This window comes from Mesorhizobium sp. SEMIA396 (genome assembly GCF_024518615.1).
In the GTDB taxonomy this organism is placed as follows: domain Bacteria; phylum Pseudomonadota; class Alphaproteobacteria; order Rhizobiales; family Rhizobiaceae; genus Mesorhizobium.
In genome coordinates this window covers 241,710-262,602 of sequence record NZ_JANIFC010000007.1, presented here as the reverse complement: position 1 = coordinate 262,602, position 20,893 = coordinate 241,710, and the positions used below count along the sequence as shown (strand labels likewise).

Genomic DNA, 20,893 nt, shown 5'->3' with positions numbered 1-20,893 from the left:
TGTCGCCGGCTGGCTAAGAGCCAAAGGTAAGAGCCAAATCAGACTGAGCAGATGGCTGGACGAGTCGCAATTGCGTTAAACAATTAGCCGACTAACTAACTCCGCCAAAGTGATTTATGACCTGCGGCGTTCAAAATTATATCGAGATATCGGGCCTTATCCTCGCGACTTTCCATATTGAACGATTCAATTGCTTCCCTTTGAGCTATCTTGAGCGCAGGGCCGACTGCTCTTTCTACCAAGGTGGTGGCAGAAAAAACTAAGTAACAATTAATCCCTACATTGGACAGCGTGTCTTTTGCATGTTGAAAGGTTACGCTAGCTAAAGCGGCATTCTTAATTTCAGCGGATCCCGCGTGATCAGAGTTAGTAAAGTCTATGGTCTCAGTCGCATGATATCTAGAGTTCTTCAGCATGAAGTCGATATGAAGCTTCCCAGATGGGCCAACCGGAAGATTGGCCACAACACGATGCCTATCGATATCGTGAATATCTCCACTAAAGACGTCGTATTCCTTGAATATCTTGCGAAGGTCTTTGGATAGTTTGCTGCCGGCTTTCTTCTTGGCCGATTGCCCTTTTGGTTTCTCAATATATTCGGAGTTTATGTCCGATATTCTTTGCTCGTATTGATTGTCTGAATCGATCGTAAACCACCCAATCTCTGAAAGTGTATAGCCCGTAGCCTTCGAAAGTCGAGCCACTCGAGAGTCCAATTCGATTGATGGATCGTCAGACTCCCTGAGGTGCGTCGCAATCCACTCAACCGCCCGCGAACTGACATTGAAATAGTTCAACAACTGGGGAGAAGCGTTCAATCTCACATCAAGGCGATCGGACTTGAACACGACTAGGCCTACGTTCAAAACGTCGCCACGGTGCGCGAATGGCACCAAGCGAATTAGAGCGTAGTTAAAGATATGCACCACTGCGGATTCCTTCGTCCACTTCGTCGATTTGGCGTCCAAATTCCGGACTCAAGATTCTAGCTATCAGCGAAGTTCGTGCATTTTTTGACAACCAATCCGTTGGTAGCCCTATCATTGCATTGTCGCAGATAAGCGCACGACCTTTATGAAACCGGTCCAGGAACGATCTGGCAAATTCCACAGAGAAACCGTGTACTTTCCGTATCTTTTTACCGACCTGCACCGTCGGCATGCCTTGAGCAAGCCCAACTATGGCATTGTCATTCAAGATTGTTGAGCTGCCGAAGTCAATTATGTGCAGATTGGCGATCTCTTGACCGTCAATCAAGCCCGCCCGCTGGAACAGAAAATTGTGATCGTGCCGATCAGGATTGTAGATCAACTGATCAAAAGCATAGGTGGCTGAAAGCAAGTTGCGGATGCCTGGCACGTTGAGATTGCCGGGACCATCAAGAAGCAGCATGCTGGCTTCTAGGTCGCTCATGCAATGCGTGATCGCTTGTGAGCCGAATACAAGGGCTCCGCTTGGAGTCTGAAGCACCTTCATCGGAGGAACGGGTAGATTCAGAGACCTTGCGAACGACGTGCATATCCACTCAGTGGCGCAAACCTCGACCTCTCCGCCCATCCCTTTAACAAAATACCTCAATCCGTCGTCACAGAGCGCCACACCAGTTTGATGCACCGTAGTCTGACGGGGATTTGGCTTGTACTCAGTTATTCTGAGGGGAATGAATTCCAATTGCATCATAGGTTGGCATCCAGTGTCCCAAAAATCCCCCTGTCATAGTACCGCCCTACTCGGCGAACCCTGAAGTCACTTCGAATCAATTAAATTCTAATTGAATACTGGAAAAAGTCCATAAAATCAACATGGTGGCATTCATTGACAAAAGAACACCACATGCAGCTTTCTTGGGCAAAGTTGTTTGCCGGCCGCAGTCGAGCGACGGACAAACTCAAGGTGTTATCTTCTGCTCGGCGGCTCGTTCTTGGTGTCTCCGAAGCCGGGCTTGGGCACACGCTCGACTGTGGTTGTGTTCGGCCGGCGCTCTGCTTCCTTCACAGGAATGAATTGGCCGCTCTTCGAGCTTCGTCCAATGTCGAAAGTCTTGCGTTCGTTGGTGGTCATTTAGGTATCTTTCTTCTGGAGTTGCCTGAGCTACCTCGACTCCGAGAACCGACTCCCCATATGATACCTTTGCACAGGAGATGGGATTTCGGTCTCGTCGCCCCGCGTGGGCTCCGGCTTATTCGCGGTACCAAAGCCGGCCCAGTTTGGGTCGGCTTTGGTGTTTCTGGCACAAGTGCGCGATCTAAATTTTTTAGATGAGTTTCCTCTTTTGTTCCTTTTACCATTTCGGCCCAATCTTACGACCGGGCCGATGATGTTGCGTTTTAGCGCTTCAGACTTTCCTCAGCTGCACCCGCTGGTCGAACCGCACGTATCGCACTTCTCACAAGTCCCGTTCCGCACCATAGTGAAATTCTGGCACTCGGAGCAGGAATTGCCGGTGTAGCCCTGGAGCAGCGATTTGGCGCGGCGGTCGTTGGCGAGTTTCTTCGCTTCGGCCGCCTCAACGGCCGCAACGTCGGTGAACAATCCCGCCGTGGTATCGGAAGCAGCACCCACCGCCTCCTCGAAGGCGATGTCCTCGGCCAGTTCCTTTGCCCGCTCCTCATAGTCGCGTTTGTAGGCGACCGCTTCGTCGCTGGCGGGTTTCAGCGCCAGCACGTTGGAGCCGGAGAACGCGGTCGGTGCCGAGCGGGCAGGGGCGCCCGACGGGGCCGCAAAGCCTTTCGGATCGTTGCCGCTGACGCGCGACACCAGCTTCACCGGCGATGCGCCACGAGTCAGGCCCTTGGAAACCGCATCGGTCTTGCCTTCGCTGATGCCACGGCCAAGTGCGGTGTTGGAAAAGTCCGACTGGTCGACATGGGCGAGGTCGTTGCGCCCGAGATAGGAGATCGCCAGTTCGCGGAACACGTAGTCGAGGATCGATGTCGCGCTCTTGATGGCATCGTTGCCCTGCACCATGCCGGCCGGCTCGAACTTGGTGAAGGTGAAGGCGTGCACATATTCGTCGAGCGGCACGCCATATTGCAGGCCGAGCGAAATGGCGATGGCGAAGTTGTTGAGAAGGCCACGCAAGGTCGCGCCTTCCTTGTTCATGTCGATGAAGATCTCGCCGAGACGGCCATCGTCATATTCGCCGGTGCGCAGGAAGATGGTGTTGCCACCGATCTTGGCCTTCTGCGTGTAACCCTTGCGGCGGCCGGGCAGCTTTTCCTGCTCGCGCGACACGCGCTCGATGATGCGCTCGACGATCCGCTCGGTGATCTGTGCGGCACGTGCTGCCGCAGGTGCGGCGAGCAGCTGCTCGACGGCTTCGTCCTCGTCGTCCTCGCCATCGGCGAGCAGCGAGGAGTTGAGCGGCTGCGACAGCTTCGAGCCGTCGCGGTAGAGCGCGTTGGCCTTCAGCGCCAGCTTCCACGACAGCATGTAGGCGCCCTTGGCGTCTTCCACCGTCGCATCGTTGGGCATGTTGATGGTCTTGGAGATGGCGCCGGAAATGAAGGGCTGTGCAGCCGCCATCATCTGGATGTGGCTGTTGATGGACAGCGAGCGCTTGCCGATCTTGCCGCACGGGCTGGCGCAGTCGAAAACCGCCAGGTGTTCGGCCTTGAGGAACGGCGCGCCTTCCAGCGTCATCGCACCGCAGACGTGGATGTTGGCGGCCTCGATATCTTTCCGGGAGAAGCCGAGCGCCGGCAGGATCTCGAACGAGAAATCGTTGAGCTGCTCGTCGGTGAAGCCGAAATTCTCCTTCACCCAGTCGGCGCCGAGCGTCCACTGATTGAAGACGAACTTGATGTCGAAGGCCGACTTCAAGGCTGCGTTGAGCGCGGCGATCTTGTCGTCGGTGAAGCCCTTGGCCTTGAGCGCGCCGGGGTTGATGGCCGGCGCCTGGTTGAGGTTGCCGTGGCCGACCGCATAGGCCTCCATCTCGGCGATCTGGGCTTCGGAATAGCCGAGCGTGCGCAGCGCTTCCGGCACGGCGCGGTTGATGATCTTGAAATAGCCGCCGCCGGCCAGCTTCTTGAACTTCACCAGCGCGAAGTCGGGCTCGATGCCGGTGGTGTCGCAATCCATGACCAGGCCGATCGTGCCGGTCGGCGCGATGACGGTCGCCTGTGCATTGCGGTAGCCATGCTCCTCGCCGAGCTCGATGGCGCGGTCCCAGGCAGCCTTGGCGTGGGTCGCAAGGTCCTGCTGCTTCAGGTCGGAAGCGACCAGCGGCACGGGATTGACGGCAAGCTTCTCGTAGCCCTGCTTCTCGCCATAGGCGGCACGGCGATGGTTGCGCATGACCCGCAGCATGTTCTGCGCATTGCGGTCGTAGTCGGCGAAGGCGCCGAGTTCGCCGGCCATCTCGGCCGAGGTGGCATAGGCGACACCGGTCATGATTGCGGTGAGTGCGGCGCAGATGGCGCGGCCTTCATCGGAATCGTAGGGAATGCCCGACGTCATCAGCAGGCCGCCAATATTCGCATAGCCGAGGCCGAGCGTGCGGTATTCGTAGGACTGCTTGGCGATCTCCTTCGACGGGAACTGCGCCATCATGACCGAGATTTCGAGAACGATGGTCCACAGCCGCACGGTGTGCTCGTAGGCTGCGATGTCGATCGTGCCGTCGGCGTTGCGGTAGGGCAGCAGATTGATCGAGGCGAGATTGCAGGCCGTGTCGTCGAGGAACATGTATTCGGAGCACGGGTTGGACGCCCGGATCGCACCGGCCGATGCGCAGGTGTGCCAGTCGTTCATCGTCGTGTTGAAATGCAGGCCGGGATCCGCGGACGCCCAGGCGGCATAGCCGATCTTTTCCCAGAGGTCGCGAGCCTTCAGCGTCTTCAGCACCTTGCCGTCCTTGCGGGCGGTCAGGTGCCAGTCGGCATCGTCCTCGACGGCGCGCAGGAAATTGTCCTTCAGCGACACCGAATTGTTGGAGTTCTGGCCCGAAACCGTGAGGTAGGCATCCGAATCCCAGTCTGTGTCGTAGGTCTTGAACGACATCGAGCTATAGCCCTGCTTGGCGAACTGGATGACGCGGTAGATGTAGTTCTCCGGCACGGCGGATTTCTTGGCCGCCTTGATCTCGCGCTTCAGGGCGGAGTTGATCGACGGATCGAAGCAGTCGTCGCCATTGCCTTCGCAGTTGACGCAGGCCTTCATGATCGCTTCGAGATGCTTCTTGACGATCTTCGAGCCAGTCACCAGCGAGGCGACCTTCTGCTCTTCATTGACCTTCCAGTCGATGAATTCCTCGATATCGGGGTGGTCGGCGTCGACGATGACCATTTTGGCGGCGCGGCGCGTGGTGCCGCCCGACTTGATGGCGCCCGCCGCACGGTCGCCGATCTTGAGGAAGCTCATCAGGCCCGACGAGCGGCCGCCGCCCGACAGCTTTTCGCCTTCGCCGCGCAGCAGCGAGAAGTTGGAGCCGGTGCCGGAGCCGTATTTGAACAGGCGCGCTTCACGCACCCACAGGTCCATGATGCCGCCCTCGTTGACGAGATCGTCCTGCACGCCCTGGATGAAGCAGGCATGCGGCTGCGGATGCTCGTAGGAGGATTTCGACTTGGTCAGCTTGCCGGTGAACGGGTCGACATAGAAGTGGCCCTGGCTCGGGCCGTCGATGCCATAGGCCCAGTGCAGGCCGGTGTTGAACCATTGCGGCGAGTTCGGCGCGACGCGCTGGGTGGCCAGCATATAGGCAAGCTCGTCGCGGAAGGCGCGCGCGTCTTCCTCCGACCCCTTGAAGTAGCCGCCCTTCCAGCCCCAGTAAGTCCAGGTGCCGGCAAGCCGGTCGAAGACCTGACGTGCGTCGATCTCGGAACCGTAGCGCTCGGCTTCCGGCAGCTTCGCCAGTTCCGCCTCATCGGCGACGGAGCGCCACAGGAAGGAGGGGACGTCGTTCTCTTCGATCTTCTTCAGGCGCGCCGGCACACCGGCCTTGCGGAAATATTTCTGCGCCAGGATATCGGCTGCGACCTGGGAGAACTGCGCCGGCACGTCGATATTGTCCAAGCGGAACACCACCGAACCATCCGGATTCTTAATCTCCGAAAGCGCCTTGCGGAATTCGATCTCCGCATAGGCAGATTGTCCTGGCTTGGTGAAACGACGCTCGATGCGCATTGGTCCGGTCCCTTTTGTCTATATATAGCGCTTTCCTCCAGGGATTTCTGCCCCCGATGCGAAACGCGCATGTCCGCCGTCTGCCGGGCGTTCGAAAACGGCCGGCTCTCCATTTTCGCGGTCTCCGCCGGCCCTGCTGGTCAAACTCCTTGCGAAGCGCCTGCCCAACGCGCCGACGAACCCGCGGGTCCCTCAAAACTGATTTTTTCCGATTCCCTCGGTCGAGGGAAATTCACACTATCTAGCGTCGAACCTACCTGCAAACACTAAATATAGTATTAACAGACAATTTATTCAAGCCCGACAATTGTCCCTATCGTCCCCAACCGCCCCACAATCCCAACGCTTCCGCCGGCCTCGTAAACAGGCGGAAATGCGAGCAAAAACGCACATAATCCGGGAAAAAAGACCGGGCTCAGAACTTTCCGGTCGCACTCTCAACAGGAGCACATGGCCTATAAAAGGCGACTCGTTTTGCGCCGTCAAGGATTCGTTTGCGTAGCTTTTGTGACCCCAACATCTTGTGTGTCACATATGTGGATAACGGGGATAGAATGCAGGCGCGGATCACGATTTTCCGCGCGCAAGCTTGCCCGGGCGTCAGCCGTAATGCAGCCGGGGCTTTGGCTCGGTGCCGGTGAACTGCACCCCGATACGGTCGTTGCGACGCCAGCGGACCTCGCACCGATAGGCAATGCCGTCGAGCGGCACATAGAGAAGGAACCGATCTGGGACCCGGGCTTCGAGCGGTATCTTCAGTTCGGCGCCGCCTTCGTGCTGGTTGCGCAGCGTGCAACCGACTTCCGAATTCGAAATTCCGGTGATGATCGACCCACCCTTGAGCACGCGCGGACGATGCTCGCGCTGGGGGTCGTCGGACTCGTTTGGAATTGGATTTGCGGGATTCGCCATCGATCAAAAATACCAGAGCTGCCGAATCCTACCCTTGATTCCTTAGCAAAGCATTCATGTCGAAGCGCGGCAACGCGTGTCTAAAGCGTGTCGCGCTTGAACGGATTCAAGCGACCCGCTTTAGGTCCTTGCTTTTATGCATGTCGTTCTCCCAAAACCGAGGTCACTTTTGGGCGACATGCATTAGCCTTTGCAAGCCAGTCCCGTTTTGCAAAGAGAGCGGTGTGGCCGCCCGTCAGGAGAAGCTGTGCGGGTCGGCGCAGAAATAGGCGATGATCTGGCAAAGGTCGGGTTCGTTGACCATGCGCACCGCTTCGCTCGCACGGACCCATTTGCGGGTGCGTGAGTGTTTTTCCTTCCAGCGGTCCGCGACTTTGTCGACATGCAGTGGAAACACCAGGACCTCGCACGGCACTTCTTCGCCGGAAGCCAGGACCTTGGCGTAGAAGTAACGGCCGGCTTCAAGATGAGAGACACGGCCGCGCAGCCCGGCCTCCTCGCCGGCTTCGCGCGCCGCGGCCTCGCAGAGCGGCTCCCTGGCCTCTGGCCAGCCCTTGGGCAAAACCCAGCGGCCAGTATCGCGGCTGGTGATCAGCATGATTTCGACGCCGTCTCCCGCGTCGCGCCAGGGCAGGGCGGCAACCTGCAGGCGGCACGGCGCCGTGCCGAAGAGCCGTCGGACCCTTTCGGCCAGATGATTGTGTGTCGTTGGCCTCGTCAACATCGAAGAAGCTAGCCCCAGCCTCCGGAATCGTTTGCCGTCTCACGAATCTTACGGCTAATTGTCGGCAATAAAAGTAAAAAATTTCATTCGCCTGGCCGATTTCCGCCAATAGACGTCGATTTCGCTAAATATCCGGCCCTGCCGGACCTGTTTGCGAAAGCAATCATGCCCGGGTGCAAGCTGCTGGTCTGTAACAGGCAGGTAGTTGCGAATCAGCCGGCGTGGTCGTCGGCGATCGGCTTCTGGTAGGTGAAGCCCATGTCCCACGGGAAATAGATCCAGGTGTCCTGGCTGACTTCGGTGACGAAAGTATCGACCAGCGGCCGGCCTTTCGGCTTGGCATAGACGGTGGCGAAATGCGCCTTGGGCATCATCGCGCGCACGATGCCGGCCGTCTTGCCGGTGTCGGTCAGGTCGTCGATGATCAGCACGCCGGCGCCGTCGTCGGCGAGCAGGGCAGGGGTGATCTCCTTGAGGACCTGCAACTGCCCCTGGCTGGTATAGTCGTGATAGGAGGCGACGCAGACCGTCTCGATGACGCGGATGCCGAGTTCACGCGAGATGATCGCCGCGGGGACCAGCCCGCCTCGCGTAATGCAGACGATCGCTTTCCATTGTCCCTTGTTGGCGCCGGCAAGCCGCCAGGCGAGCGCCCGGGCGTCGCGATGGAATTGGTCCCAGGAGACCGGAAAGGCTTTTTCGGGAAGGGACATGTCGCGCACTCCACAGCACGCGGGGATCGCGCGCAGGAAAACAGGGGAATGCGCGCGGAATTAGCTGGAAAGCCCCCATCTTGGCAAGAGCAAGGGCCTTGGCAAAGGCAAGGGCCAGCGATCGCTGTGGACCTACCGCGACAGGAAGGCTGCCACCGGCGCAGTGCGCAGCACGCTGCGCGTCACGCCGCCGAACAGAAGCTGACGCAGCCATGAATGGCTGTAGGCGCCGAGCACCAGCAGATCGGCGCCGGTTTCCGCGATTCTGGTCTGGATGATGTCATCGACCGAATTGCCGCCCGACTGCTGCACCGAGACGCTGACGGTGGCGCCGTGGCGCGACAGCGCCGACGCGATTTCGGCGCCGGCGGCCTCCGGGCTGTCGTCGAGCGTTTCAGGAGGGTCGATAACCAATATGTCAGTCTTCTCGGCTTCGATGATGAAGGGCAGCGCGTCGAAGGCGGCCCGCGCCGCTTCCTTGCTGCCGTTCCAGGCGAGCAAGACGCGTTTGAAGGTGGTGATCAGCGGACCCTCGTGCGGCACCACCAGCACCGGCCGGCCGGCATCGTAGACCAGCGTGTCCACGTCCGCGCTGGAATCGCCGCCCGTTTCGCGCTGCGCCGCTATGATCAGGTCGGCGGCCCGCACGCTCGAAATCCCGGTCAGCGCGCTGTCACCCGAAAAGCTCTCAAGGCTTCGCCACTCGAAGGAAAGACCGGAATCCTCGATATGTCTGAGAAACAGCGCCTTTAATTTCTCGGCCCGTTCCCGGTTCATATCTGCCGAAACCTGCAGGAATTCGGTGTCCGGAAAGCCTGTGGCCGAGGTGTACGGCACGGGAAGTGTTTCGGCATGGATGCCGACCAGATGGCTCTGGAACCGGGTGGCGAGCGGAATGGCGCAGTCGAGCACGCGCTCGGCGTCCTGCTCGTTCTGCAGAATGGCGACGATGGTTTTGAATCGCATGACAATCCCTCGATTTACGAGCTGGCGAACTCGTGCCGGGGAAACGTTGCAGCGTCGTGCTTTGTTCCGGTCTGGACCAGATCAGCCGGGATTGCTGGCGAAGCCGGCGACCATCGCCTCGACGTCGGCGCGGGCGGCGTCCAGCGCCTCCTGGCTGCGGGCACGCACGACCAGCTCGGTCCAGAACTTGCCGTCGCCATATTTCGGGTAGGAGCCGATGATCGTATCGGGATGCGCTTTCTGGATATCACCCAACGGCCCGCCGATGAGGCCTTCGCCGAACGGGCAGGGCACGGTCGCCGAAAGCATCTTCGTGCCGGCCTTCAGCGTCGGCACGACATTGTCGAGCATGGCCTGGAAAATCGATGGCACGCCGGCCATGACGTGGACGTTGCCGATGCGGAAGCCAGGTGCGACCGACACCGGATTGTCGATGAGATCGGCGCCGCGCGGCATCCGCGCCATGCGCTTGCGGGCCTGCGTATATTCGATGCCACGCGCGGCATAGCTTGCTTCCAGCATCGCATAGGCCCGGGCATCGTATTCGCAAGGCACGCCAAAAGCCTTGGATATGGAATCGGCCGTGATGTCGTCATGCGTCGGACCGATGCCGCCGGTGGTGAACACATAGGTGTAACGGCTGCGCACGGCATTCACCGCGGCGATGATCTCGTCTTCCTCGTCAGGGACGACACGCACTTCCTTCAGGTCGATGCCGATCGCCGTCATGATGTCGGCGAGATGGCCGATGTTCTTGTCCTTGGTTCGGCCGGACAGAATCTCATCGCCAATGACGAGCATGGCGGCGGTCACGATTTCAGGCATGGAAGGCTCCGGCAAGGCGTGTGGCCTGGGAAGGCGAGTGATCTGAGATAGCGCGGCGCGACGGTAGCCGCAATGTCATCTTCGCGCCGCCAAGGCGAGCCGATGACGTCAAGGATCTAGGTTCGAACCGTTCGAGGGAATAGGGCACATGCAGCAATTCGTCGTCCCGGAGCGAACCGCCGCGTTCATCGAGCGCATCGCCGGCCGGGCTTTGCTGGTCAGGGGCCTCACCTGAGCCTCACGACAATTTCAAGGAACCATTCGGCTGACTACCGGGTTTTATGAGTGTCGCACCAAGGCGGCTAAGATACGGAGTGATTCAATGGTTACAAAAATTCTCGCAGCATCTGTTCTGACGATCGGTCTCGCAACATCGGCGATGGCGCAGTCACTGGACGACAGGTATTCCAACAATCGCGACTGGTGGCTATTCGGCAACAACGATCAGACAACTGTCGATCCCTATACCACGGGAAGCATCAGTGACGGCTCCGGGTTGAACACCCAAGGCAATACCGGCGCGATAGGCCCATGTGCCCACAACACGCCAGGCCCGGACGCTAACGCTGGGCAAAACGTCAACGATCAGTATTGCGGCAAATAGCCAGAACGCGATTTCCGAAAAGCGGATACCGATTTTCTGGAAAGCCATGTTCAAGGGCTAGTCCGCAAGGCCAATCGCTGGCCGCTGGCGCGTCCTCTCTCGGACGGCGCTGCGGTCGGCGCCTGCCGGACCGCTCAACATCAACGGCGAAAGCGAATTAATCTGACACTTCTGTCTGCGGCCGGTCGCGGCCGTCGGCCAGTTCTTCGTGCCATTTGCCTTCGGCGTCCTCATACTGGATGCCGTCGGTCGCTCCGGCGACCTGCTGCTCGGCCGAGGCGATTTCGGCCGCACGCAATGCGTCCTGATGCGTGGGGAACGTCTCGGAAAAGGTCGCTCCGACCTTGTAGGCCCAGCCGCCGTCATGTTCGACGATCTTGTAAGTCAGCTTCGCCATGGAAAACCTCCGGTTGAAAGGTCCGTCTGCTCAATGCAGCCGGTCGTCGGGCAGTCTGTCGTCGGGCACCAGCACCTCCGATTCCTTGGCGGCTTCAATCAGCGCCCGGCGCGCATCCGCTGTCGAACGATAACCTTCCAGCACTTTGAGGCAAGTGTCGAGGGCATCACGATGGCGCGGGCCGCGATTGAGCGGCCACACCGTCATCAGGCATTCCGCGGCCTCCTGGGCGCTGCGGATGTGGCGATATTTGCCGACGTGGCCAAGTTCGACGACGACCGGCACTTCAAAAGGTTTGTTGTCCATCATGGCCGCAACGCAAAGCAGCCAATTTGGTTGCAACCATGGCCGTCAGCCTGCGCCCAAACGTCTCAGAGGCTGTTTGAAGGCTCTACACCTGCGGTCTGCGCCGCAACCGGCAAGAATGCCCCTGAACAGGTTTCCTCCCAAGCCCAGCCACGCCCACTCCACGCCAACAGCTTGCGGACGGAATAGCAGCGGAGCACCGTCAGGCCGTCTGGAGGCAGGAGGGCGCGCGTGTCGGGAGCGCGGACCGTTCAGCCCGTCGCCTTCATCCAATGCTGCATCGTGGTCACCGAACGGGCAAGCTGCGGCGCCGGGTGGATCGTTTCGCTGAATGTGGCCGCCGCACGCCATCCCCAGCGCGGATCAGCCAGGAAGGCCCGCGCCAGCGCCACCATGTCGGCGCGGCCCTCGGTGAGGATCGCTTCGGCCTGCTTGGGGTCGTCGATCAGGCCGACGGCACGGGTCGGAATATCAGCACCCTTGCGCACCGCTTCCGCCAGATGCACCTGATAGCCGGGGCCGGTGGGCAATTTCTGCAACGGCGAATTGCCGCCGCTCGAGCAGCAGAGATAGGCAACGCCCTCGTCCTTGAGCGCTTTGGCCACTTCGATCGCGTCCGCCACGTCGAAGCCGCCATCGACCCAATCCATCACCGACAGCCGCGCGCCGAGCATCAGCTTTGGCGTAGCCTTGCGCACCGCCTTGGCGATCTCGACGACAAGACGCATGCGGTTTTCCAGCGAGCCGCCCCAGCGGTCCGTGCGCTGGTTGGACAAGGGCGACAGGAACTGGAAGATCAGATAGCCATGCGCGGCATGCAGTTCGATGAAATCGAAGCCGGCGCGTTCGGCCCGCCTTGCGGCTTCGGCGAAGCGCTCGATCAGTTGCAGGATCTCCTCGTCCTCCAGCGCGTGCGGCACGTTCCAACCGGTGTCGTAGGGGATGACCGAGGCGGAGACGGTCTGCCAGGGATCCTCATTTGGCTGCAGTGGCCCGCCGCCTTCCCACGGCTTGCGGTTCGAAGCCTTGCGGCCGGCATGGGCGAGTTGGGAGCCGAATTTCGTGCCGGGTGCGGCGACGCGTCGTGCGGCGTCCAGTGCGCGGCGGGCGGCGGCCTCATTGTCTTCGGAATAAAGGCCGAGGCAGCCATGGGTGATACGCCCGCGCCGCTCGACATCGGTCATCTCGACCGTGACCATGCCGGCGCCGGACATTGCGAGGTTCATCCAGTGATGGAGATGCCAGTCACTGGCCGAACCGTCGTCGGCGGAATACTGGCACATCGGCGCGACGGCGATGCGGTTGGGGAAGGTGAGGCCGTCGAGGGTGATCGACTGGAAAAGCGACGCTGTCATGAGAAACTCCGGGAGGGTTCGCAGCTATTTAGGCGACCGATGGCGCCTGCGCCAGACACGAGGCGGTGAAAGGGGTTCTGGACCAATCACTGACGGGATTGCCGAAATGCCGGTTCGCGGATACGCCTCGGCAATGCATGGCGCCCAAAAGTGGCCCGGTTTGGGAGAGCGACATGCATAAAACAGGAGCATAAAGCGCGACGCGCTTTTGCATGGAGACCACGATGGAAGATCGTATTCGCGTCCGTTCGGAGGAAATCCTCTCCGACGACTGGGCCGTCCTGAAGAAGACCGTCCTCGACTACCGCCGGCGCGACGGGCAGTGGGAGACGCAAATTCGCCAGACCTATGATCGCGGTGACGGCGCGGTGATCCTGCCTTACGATCCCTCGCGCTCGACCGTGCTTCTGGTGCGCCAGTTCCGCTATCCCGCCTACGTCACCGGCCACCGCGAGCCGCTGATCGAGGCCTGTGCCGGCCTGTTGGACGAAAACGATCCCGAAACCTGCATCCGCAAGGAGGCGGAGGAAGAACTCGGCTACCGGCTGCAGAACGTCGAGCGGCTGTTTTCGCCCTATATGAGCCCTGGCAGCGTCACCGAACGTCTCTGGTTCTTCATCGCCCGCTATTCACCCGCCGACCGCATCTCGGCCGGCGGCGGCGCGCAAGAAGAGGGCGAGGACATCGAGGTTCTGGAAATGCCGCTCGACGAGGCGCTGGCCGGCATCGCCGATGGCCGGATCATCGACGCCAAGACCATTATCCTGATCCAGCATCTGAAGCTCAACCCGATCGCCGCCTGAACGGCGCCGGTCCTCCTTAGCCAAGGCTTCGGGAGGACACTCCTTCATCTATTCGGGTGGCCCGCCACCGAAGCTCGAAGAGCGAAGGGTGGTGCGGATGAAGGGACTCGAACCCCCACGCCTTTCGGCACTGGAACCTAAATCCAGGGCGTCTACCAGTTCCGCCACATCCGCATGAACCGGCAATCCCATGTGGCCATCATTCTGTCAATGTCGGAGACAAGATGTAGAGGTCAGGGACAAGATGTGGTCAGGTCCAAATGCTGGTTATTCGCCGGGATGCGAAGACTGTTGAAAATTGGCCTCGCCTGTGACAAAAGGCGTGTCAAATGTGACGGGACGCGACGATCCGCTTCTGCAGAATGTGATAAGAAGTAGGAAAAACAAGAACTTATTCACATTTTGGAACGCAGTTTGGGAGAGTTTGAGCCGGGTTTTCGGTCAAATCGCCAGGTTCCGTACCAAAAGCCATTCCCGGCAAGAATATACCGGCAGGCTGTGAACGGCAGAGGCCGTGGCAGTCTCATTGGTGAAAACAAAGGTTTTACGATGCAGGTCACCGAAACGCTCAACTCCGGTCTCAAGCGAGAGATCAAGATCACCGTGCCGGCCGGTGACATGGAAGCCAAGCTGATGGCGCGGCTTTCGGATGCCCGCAACAAGGTCCGCATCAACGGCTTCCGTCCAGGCAAGGTGCCGGTACAGCACCTGCGCAAGGTCTACGGCAAGTCGTTCATGGCCGAAGTGGTCAACGAAATCCTCAACGATTCGACCCGTTCGATCATTACCGGGCGTGGTGAAAAGGCTGCCATGCAGCCCGAAGTCATCATGACCGAGGACGAGAAGGAAGCCGAGAAGATCCTGGCCGGCGGCGCCGACTTCGAATTCCGCCTCAACTACGAGATCATCCCGGCGATCGAGATCAAGGACTTTTCCGACATCAAGGTGACACGCCAGGTGTTCGACGTGCCTGATGCCGAGATCGACGAGCAGGTCCAGCGTGTTGCCGAATCGGCGCGCAGCTACGAGCCGAAGACCGGCAAGGCCGCCAATGGCGACCGCGTCACCATCGACTATGTCGGCAAGATCGACGGCGAAGCCTTCAATGGCGGCGCGGGCACCGATCAGCCGCTGGTGCTGGGCTCAAAAGAGTTCATCCCCGGCTTCGAGGATCAGCTGGTCGGCGCCAAGGCCGGTGACGAAAAGCAGGTCACCGTGACTTTCCCGGAGAACTACCAGGCCGCGCATCTTGCCGGCAAGGAAGCGACCTTCGACGTCACCGTCAAGGAAGTGTCCCAGCCCGGCGCGCTGGAAATCAACGACGAGACCGCCAAGAACCTCGGCCTGGAGTCGCTGGAGCGCCTGCGCGACGTCGTACGCGGCCAGATCGAGAACCAGTTCGGCGCCATGACACGCCAGAAGGTGAAGCGCCAGCTGCTCGACCAGCTCGATGCGGCTTATTCGTTCGAGGCGCCGTCGAAGCTCGTCGACGCCGAGTTCAACAACATCTGGGCGCAGGTCAATCGTGACCTGGAAGCAGCCGGACGCACCTTCGCCGACGAAGAGACGACGGAAGAAGAGGCGCGTGCCGAGTATCTGCGGCTTGCCGAGCGCCGCGTGCGTCTCGGCCTGGTGCTGGCTGAAATCGGCGAGAAGGCCGGCGTGACCGTATCGGACGAAGAGCTGCAGCGCGGCCTGTTCGAGCAGGTGCGCCGCTATCCGGGCAACCAGCAGCAGGAAGTCTTCGAGTTCTACCGCAACAACCCGGAAGCGTTGAACACGCTGCGGGCGCCGATGTTCGAGGAAAAAGTGGTCGACCATCTGCTCGGTCAGATTTCGGTCACCGACGTCAAGGTCAGCAAGGAAGAGCTGATGGCCGACGACGAAGAGGACGAGACCTCCGTCAAGGCGAAGCCGGCGAAGAAAGCCGCCGCCAAGAAGGCCGACGCCAAGAAGGCCGACGACGCGGAAGAGCCCAAGAAGAAGGCCGCGCCGAAGAAGAAGGCCGCCGAATAACACCAGCGCTCCGCTGAAACAGGAAGGCCGCCCTCCAGGCGGCCTTTTTCGTTGCCAAACTGCAACAGCCGCCATGCTTCGCGAGCGACGGCCTGTGGCGACCAAGCTTTGATCATTATCTGCGCTTCTATTGCAAGCCGCTTGGTTGTTGGAGGGCGTGTTGAGACTGTTCGTCGAATTGGGACACGCTTCGGCAATCGCGCTGGTCCTTGTCTCGGTCTGCGGCATCGCCCAGGCCGGCGCGGTGTCTGACAACTGGCGCTTCGGCACGAGTGAAGACGGCCTTGTCACGGCCTCGCTCTACGCAACCAACAAGCTGATCACCGGCGGCGGTGCCTTGAGCTACAGCCCGATCCTGACGATTGCCTGCCGGGCAAACGGCGAGCCGCATTGGACTGAATGGCTGCAATTGAACGACGCTGTTTCGGCCAGCCGCAAGATCACCATGTCGATCACGGTCGATCAGGAGAGCAAGTTCGATGAAAGCTGGGCGGTCGGGCCGCGCGGCCGGATGCTGGTGCGCGATGGCGCCGATGGCATCAGGCGCCTTGTCGCCGCGAACCGGCTCCAGCTTTCGTGGCGGTTCGGGCTGCTGGCGGGGCGCGGCGAGGCCGATTTCGACCTCGCCGGGTTCGGCGAAGCGGTCAATCAGGTAGCCGGCAGCTGCAACACCGATCCGCCGTGAACGGATCGTGAGCCAGGGCGGCGACAGGAATGGCTTGCTCAGGACCTCAAAATCTCTTGCTCAGGACCTCCGGCTGTCAGAACGCGACGACATCACCAGGCAGTAGCGCAAGTTCGGCCACGATGCCGCCGCCTGTCGTGGCATTGCTAACCGATCCATTCATGTTGGCGGTGCCCGCTAGCGGCACCATTTTTCGACGGCAATTGCAATTGCCTTGGTGCAATCGACGAGATCGCGCACCGAAACGCGTTCGTTCGGCTGATGCGCCTGCGCGGGGTCGCCGGGACCGAAATTGACGGTCGGCGTGTTGCCGAGGCCGGTCGGCAGGCCGATGTCGCTGTGCGCGCCAAAACCACTCAGGACCGGCGAGAGATTGGCTTCTTTGACGGCCTCCTGGAAGACGCCGACAAAGGGATTGTCCGAGGGGATTTCGGCGCAATCGGCGTCGAGGATCCACTCGACGCGGGCGGGGTGCTTTCGCAGGTAGGGGTCTGCCTGGCAGACATTGGCTATGTGCTCTTCGATTTCGCGTTTGACGTTGCCACCCAGTTTGAACTCGTCGTGCTCGCTCGGCAGATATTGAGCGTCGATGATGATCTCGCCGCGCCCTGCCATGGAGGACGGATGTTCGCCGGCGCTCATCTGGGTGACGATGATCTGGTTGGGCAGGTCCATCAACGGATGGTTCTTTCTGGGATCGAACATCCAGCGCCGGTTGAGGATGTCGATGCCGTCGAGGATTTGCCGGCAAAGCTGGACGGCATCGACCGGGCCGCTCGAATACCAGGCATTGGGCGTCAGCTCCGCATGCCCGCCTATGCCGTCAATGATGATCTTCCCCCACAGAATGCCGTGACAGAGCGGTGCGATCTTGTTCGCCGTCGGTTCGGTCATGATGCCGGCGTCGGCGTGAAAGCCGCGATCGACCATGGCCAGCGACCCCATGCCGCCGATTTCCTCGTCGACGACGGTGGTGAAGACGACGTCTCCGGACAGGGGAATGTCGAGTCCCTTCAGGATCTCGACGGCCATCAGCATGCAGGCGACGCCGCCTTTCATGTCGACCGTACCGCGGCCGTGTAGAAATCCGTCCTTGAGGACGGGCTGGAACGGGTCGGTCGTCCAGTGCCCTGCGGCGCCGGGCGGGACGACATCGATATGGCCGGTCAGCATGATGGAGCGACCGCCGCCCGTGCCCTTCAAGACGCCGCCGAGATTGGGCCGGCCTTCGAACGTCCTGCCTTTGTTGGCGCCGGCGCGCCCCTTGTATTTTTCGTAGAGTGCAGGGCCATCCGGGTCCCATAGATCGGTCGAGAAGCCGAGCGCCTCGATCCGCTTTTGCAGATAGAGCTGGCAATCACGCTCGCCGGGGCCGGCCTCCTTTGGATCGGATTTCACGATCGAGGGGAAGGCGACGAGATCGCTCAGCGTTTGGACGATACGGTCAGCGCTTGCCTCGACGCGCGCGGCAATGATCTCTTCCATGGACGGCATCATGATCTCCAACGTTGGGAAAGTCGGTCGGCGAGAAGGACGAAAACCAGAAGGGCGCCGACAATCCCCACCTGCCAAACCGTGTTGATGTTCAATTGCAGAAGGCCGGTCTTCAGCGTGACCAGCAGCAGGACGGCCGCGAACACGCCGCCAACGCCACCGCGCCCTCCGGTGATGGCGATGCCTCCAAGCATGGCGGCAGTCAGCGATTCGAGTTCGAGGTTCTGGCCGATATTGGGCCTGCCGCTGCCGAGCCAGGAGATCGAGACGAGCCCAGCGGCGCCGGCGAGCGCGCCACTCAAGGCGTAGAGGATCAAGCGAACGCGATCGACCGGAATACCGACCAGCCTGGCCGAGCGTTCGTTGAAACCCATGGCGTAGATCCAGCGCCCCCACGCTGTCGAGAGCAGCACCAAACCGGCTAGCGCAAAGCAGGGGATGGCAAGGGTGAGAAAGGGCAGGGGAATGCCCATGACGACGCCGCGCCCCCACACAAGCAGCCAGGAGGGCACGCCTGCTTGGGCCGCGCCGCCGGTAATGGCAAGTGCAGCGCCGGAATAGACGAAGAAGGTGCCGAGCGTCGCGATGAAGGGGAGAAGCGCGAGCCCGTTCACCAGCCATCCGTTCAAGGCACCGAGCATCGCGCCGGCCAGGATGCAGACGGCGGGCAGCAGGACCGGCGGCAATCCCAGCTTGAGGCAAAGCATCGCGACGATGGCGGACAGCGAGACCGCACCGCCGACCGAGAGGTCGATGCCGGCGCCACCGGCCATGATGACCAGCCCTTGTCCAAGGCCGACCAGGGCAAGGATCGTCGAGAACTGAAGAATGGTGGTGACGGTGCCGAGATTGAAAACAGAAGGCCTGAGCGCCAGCAGGCCGACAATCACGATCAGCCAAAGCATACAGAGCAAAGCCAGGGTAAGGGCCGGGCCTTGCAGGTTGCGGAGCGTTTTCATGCGCGGGCTCGTTGAAATCTGCCGAGCGGCAATCGGTTGCAAACAGCTTCGAAGCCAAGCACGCCGATGATGAGAACGCCGGTGACGACAGGCTGCCAAAGGGAAGGGACACCGATCAGCAGCAGGCCGTTCTGCAGGATTCTCAGAAGCAGCACGCCGAGCACGGTGCCGATCAGGCTGCATCTGCCGCCCAATATGCTGGTCCCGCCAAGAATGACCGCGGCAATGGCGTCGAGCGCCAGCGTGCTGCCGATCGTCATCTCCACATTGCGATAGGTGGCGACATAGAACGTGGCGGCAATGCCAGTCAGCACACCGCTGATGACGAAGGTCATGAAGCGGATCTTGATCACCGGGATGCCAGAAAGCCGCGCTTTTTCCTCCGAATTGCCGATCGCCAGCAGATGCAGCCCATAAGGGGTTCGCCGCAGCGCCAGCCAGACGGCCAGATAGGCAACGGCAATCACCAGGGCAGGGACGGGGACGCCGAGCACGCTGGTTGCAAGAAGATCTGTAAGGCTCGAGGGCAGGCCCGAAAGCCATTGCCCTCCGAGAAGTACGAAGACGGCGGTGCGGTAGACACCAAGCAGGCCGAGTGTACCGACAATTGCCGGAACGCGGCCGAGGACAACGACGGCGGCGGTCACGCATCCCAGCAGCGCACCGACCAAAGGGCCTGCAATGAGCGCCAGCAGCGGATTGCCGCCGGCGCCGAGCACACGCCCGATGGCGATGGCCGCCAGACCCATGACGATGCCGATCGAGACATCGATGCCGCCCATGGCGAGCAGCAGGGTCATGCCAAGGCCGATCAGCAGCAGTTCGACACTGTTGCGCAAGACCGTGGCTGCATTGCCTGATGTCGCGTAGTGCGGCGATGCGACAGAAAAGATGACGATCGCCAGCAAACAGGCGACAAACAGAGACCACTCCCGCCCGTTCATGGAGAAGACACCGTTTCCAAACTGCCGCACCACGTTCATCTCAGAGCTCAGAAGTTGAACTTGTCGACATTGTCCTTGGTGAAGACGGCCGGCGGCCCGAGAAGCAAAATGCCCTTGGCGGCATCATAGGTGACGGGCTTTTCCAGGCCGACGACCTTGTTTTCCGCTTCGAAGCTCTTACCGTCGATCAGCTGTTTGCCGGCCCAGACCGTGAGATAGCCGAGTTGCTCGGGATCCCAGAGAACGGTGAAGCCGAAGGCTCCGCTCTTCAGGTAAGACCGTGCCGTGTTCGGGCTGCAGTAGCCGGCACCGATGACCGAGCCGATCTTGCCTGCGGTTTCGATGGCCTGGGCTACGCCCGGGCATGTCGAGGAGGCGACGGCGATGATCGCCTTGATGTCCGGGTTGGCCGCCATCAGATCGCCTGATATTTGCGCGGCGCGTTCGGCGGTGCCGCCGGCGAATTGCGGCGCGAGCAGCTTCAGCTTCGGATATTTGGCGGTGGCTTGCTTCTGCATGAAGCCGATCCAGGCGTTGAGATTGGACGCCGTTGCCTCGCCGGAGACGATGCCGATGGTTGCGTCCTCGCCGACGCGCTTGACGAGTTCGTCGACAATGGTTGTGCCGAGGCCTTCGTCGGTCGCCTGCGCCACATAGACGGCGCGGCCGCTGTCGGGCGCGTCGCTGTCGCTGGTGAACAGCTTGATGCCTTTCGCCTTGGCGCTCTCGACCACGGGTGCGATGCTGGAGGCATCGAGGACGCTGACCGAGATCGCCTCGACGCCCTGATCGATCAGGTTCTGGACGATCTGCAACTGGTCGACCGGATTGGTGTCGACGGGACCGGAATAGATGAAATCGAGGCCCAGGTCCTTGGCGGCGCGATTGCCGCCGGCTTCCATGGCGTTGAAGTAAGGGATGCCGATCAATTGCGGAACGAAGGCGACCTTGTGTTTGTCCGCGGCATGCGCCGCGGTTGCAATGGCGAGTGACAGTGCGGAAGCGGCGAGCACTTTCTTGAACTGTGAAAGCATGTGTTTGAACCTCTCTGGAAATGACGT

General features: G+C 60.6%; 19 protein-coding genes and 1 tRNA gene. 4 read left to right on the top strand and 16 right to left on the bottom strand.

Going from position 1 to position 20,893, the window contains the following annotated elements; genetic code table 11:
• Nucleotides 1-95 precede the first annotated feature (95 nt).
• From NP503_RS18730 to NP503_RS18695, 8 genes are all read right to left on the bottom strand, one after another.
• The gene (locus tag NP503_RS18730; protein WP_164748676.1) at nt 96-929 is read right to left on the bottom strand and encodes a DUF3037 domain-containing protein; all 834 of its coding nucleotides are present in this window, start codon (nt 927-929) and stop codon (nt 96-98) included.
• Nucleotides 913-1,677 carry a HipA family kinase gene (locus NP503_RS18725; protein WP_348629139.1) on the bottom strand — a complete coding sequence of 255 codons (765 nt, stop codon included), beginning with the start codon at nt 1,675-1,677 and terminating at the stop codon, nt 913-915. Before NP503_RS18725 ends, NP503_RS18730 begins: the two co-directional genes overlap by 17 nt.
• Before the next feature lie 669 nt (nt 1,678-2,346).
• Nucleotides 2,347-6,129 (bottom strand): vitamin B12-dependent ribonucleotide reductase, encoded by a 3,783-nt coding sequence (locus NP503_RS18720; protein ID WP_127272269.1) that lies wholly within the window; start codon nt 6,127-6,129, stop codon nt 2,347-2,349.
• A 600-nt stretch (nt 6,130-6,729) separates the two neighbouring features.
• The gene (locus tag NP503_RS18715) at nt 6,730-7,041 is read right to left on the bottom strand and encodes a PilZ domain-containing protein (RefSeq protein WP_127268764.1); all 312 of its coding nucleotides are present in this window, start codon (nt 7,039-7,041) and stop codon (nt 6,730-6,732) included.
• Between the two features lie 235 nt (nt 7,042-7,276).
• Entirely contained in the window at nt 7,277-7,765 is a 489-nt protein-coding gene (locus NP503_RS18710) for an NUDIX hydrolase (RefSeq protein ID WP_127268765.1), read from the bottom strand.
• Between the two features lie 212 nt (nt 7,766-7,977).
• A complete protein-coding gene (gene gpt / locus NP503_RS18705; protein ID WP_006200882.1) occupies nt 7,978-8,478 on the bottom strand; it encodes a xanthine phosphoribosyltransferase in 501 nt (166 codons plus the stop codon).
• A gap of 132 nt (nt 8,479-8,610) precedes the next feature.
• Nucleotides 8,611-9,444: a universal stress protein gene (locus NP503_RS18700; protein WP_127272270.1), complete on the bottom strand. Its 834-nt coding sequence runs from the start codon at nt 9,442-9,444 to the stop codon at nt 8,611-8,613.
• Between the two features lie 81 nt (nt 9,445-9,525).
• Entirely contained in the window at nt 9,526-10,269 is a 744-nt protein-coding gene (locus NP503_RS18695; RefSeq protein ID WP_127271427.1) for a competence/damage-inducible protein A, read from the bottom strand.
• A 322-nt stretch (nt 10,270-10,591) separates the two neighbouring features.
• Between NP503_RS18695 and NP503_RS18690 the strand changes: the two genes are divergently transcribed.
• Nucleotides 10,592-10,873 (top strand): hypothetical protein, encoded by a 282-nt coding sequence (locus NP503_RS18690; protein ID WP_084016230.1) that lies wholly within the window; start codon nt 10,592-10,594, stop codon nt 10,871-10,873.
• Nucleotides 10,874-11,030: 157 nt separating this feature from the next.
• On the opposite strand, the gene NP503_RS18685 is transcribed toward NP503_RS18690, so the two are convergent.
• The 3 genes from NP503_RS18685 to NP503_RS18675 form a co-directional block, all read right to left on the bottom strand.
• Complete coding sequence (locus NP503_RS18685; protein ID WP_013532013.1) at nt 11,031-11,270, bottom strand: DUF2188 domain-containing protein; 240 nt, start codon at nt 11,268-11,270, stop codon at nt 11,031-11,033.
• A gap of 30 nt (nt 11,271-11,300) precedes the next feature.
• Complete coding sequence (locus tag NP503_RS18680) at nt 11,301-11,579, bottom strand: DUF982 domain-containing protein (protein WP_013532012.1); 279 nt, start codon at nt 11,577-11,579, stop codon at nt 11,301-11,303.
• A gap of 248 nt (nt 11,580-11,827) precedes the next feature.
• Nucleotides 11,828-12,931: an NADH:flavin oxidoreductase/NADH oxidase gene (locus tag NP503_RS18675; RefSeq protein WP_127271606.1), complete on the bottom strand. Its 1,104-nt coding sequence runs from the start codon at nt 12,929-12,931 to the stop codon at nt 11,828-11,830.
• A gap of 224 nt (nt 12,932-13,155) precedes the next feature.
• Here NP503_RS18675 and NP503_RS18670 point away from each other — a divergent pair, with 224 nt between their 5' ends.
• The gene (locus NP503_RS18670) at nt 13,156-13,734 is read left to right on the top strand and encodes an NUDIX domain-containing protein (protein ID WP_127272271.1); all 579 of its coding nucleotides are present in this window, start codon (nt 13,156-13,158) and stop codon (nt 13,732-13,734) included.
• A gap of 89 nt (nt 13,735-13,823) precedes the next feature.
• Here NP503_RS18670 and NP503_RS18665 read toward each other — a convergent pair.
• Nucleotides 13,824-13,908, bottom strand: a tRNA-Leu gene (locus NP503_RS18665).
• A gap of 375 nt (nt 13,909-14,283) precedes the next feature.
• Between NP503_RS18665 and tig the strand changes: the two genes are divergently transcribed.
• Both tig and NP503_RS18655 read left to right on the top strand, forming a co-directional pair.
• The gene (gene tig, locus NP503_RS18660; protein WP_127270945.1) at nt 14,284-15,750 is read left to right on the top strand and encodes a trigger factor; all 1,467 of its coding nucleotides are present in this window, start codon (nt 14,284-14,286) and stop codon (nt 15,748-15,750) included.
• A gap of 160 nt (nt 15,751-15,910) precedes the next feature.
• Entirely contained in the window at nt 15,911-16,435 is a 525-nt protein-coding gene (locus NP503_RS18655) for a hypothetical protein (RefSeq protein ID WP_127270944.1), read from the top strand.
• Between the two features lie 177 nt (nt 16,436-16,612).
• On the opposite strand, the gene NP503_RS18650 is transcribed toward NP503_RS18655, so the two are convergent.
• Genes NP503_RS18650 through NP503_RS18635 form a run of 4 tightly spaced genes read right to left on the bottom strand, consistent with a single transcriptional unit; the run spans nt 16,613 to nt 20,866 of the window.
• Nucleotides 16,613-17,929 carry a M20 family metallopeptidase gene (locus tag NP503_RS18650; protein ID WP_127270153.1) on the bottom strand — a complete coding sequence of 439 codons (1,317 nt, stop codon included), beginning with the start codon at nt 17,927-17,929 and terminating at the stop codon, nt 16,613-16,615.
• The gene (locus tag NP503_RS18645) at nt 17,929-18,888 is read right to left on the bottom strand and encodes an ABC transporter permease (RefSeq protein WP_127270155.1); all 960 of its coding nucleotides are present in this window, start codon (nt 18,886-18,888) and stop codon (nt 17,929-17,931) included. The genes NP503_RS18650 and NP503_RS18645 overlap by 1 nt, the downstream gene beginning before the upstream one ends.
• Nucleotides 18,885-19,832 (bottom strand): ABC transporter permease, encoded by a 948-nt coding sequence (locus tag NP503_RS18640; RefSeq protein WP_127270157.1) that lies wholly within the window; start codon nt 19,830-19,832, stop codon nt 18,885-18,887. The genes NP503_RS18645 and NP503_RS18640 overlap by 4 nt, the downstream gene beginning before the upstream one ends.
• A 47-nt stretch (nt 19,833-19,879) precedes the next feature.
• A complete protein-coding gene (locus NP503_RS18635) occupies nt 19,880-20,866 on the bottom strand; it encodes an autoinducer 2 ABC transporter substrate-binding protein (protein WP_127272226.1) in 987 nt (328 codons plus the stop codon).
• Nucleotides 20,867-20,893: the final 27 nt, after the last annotated feature.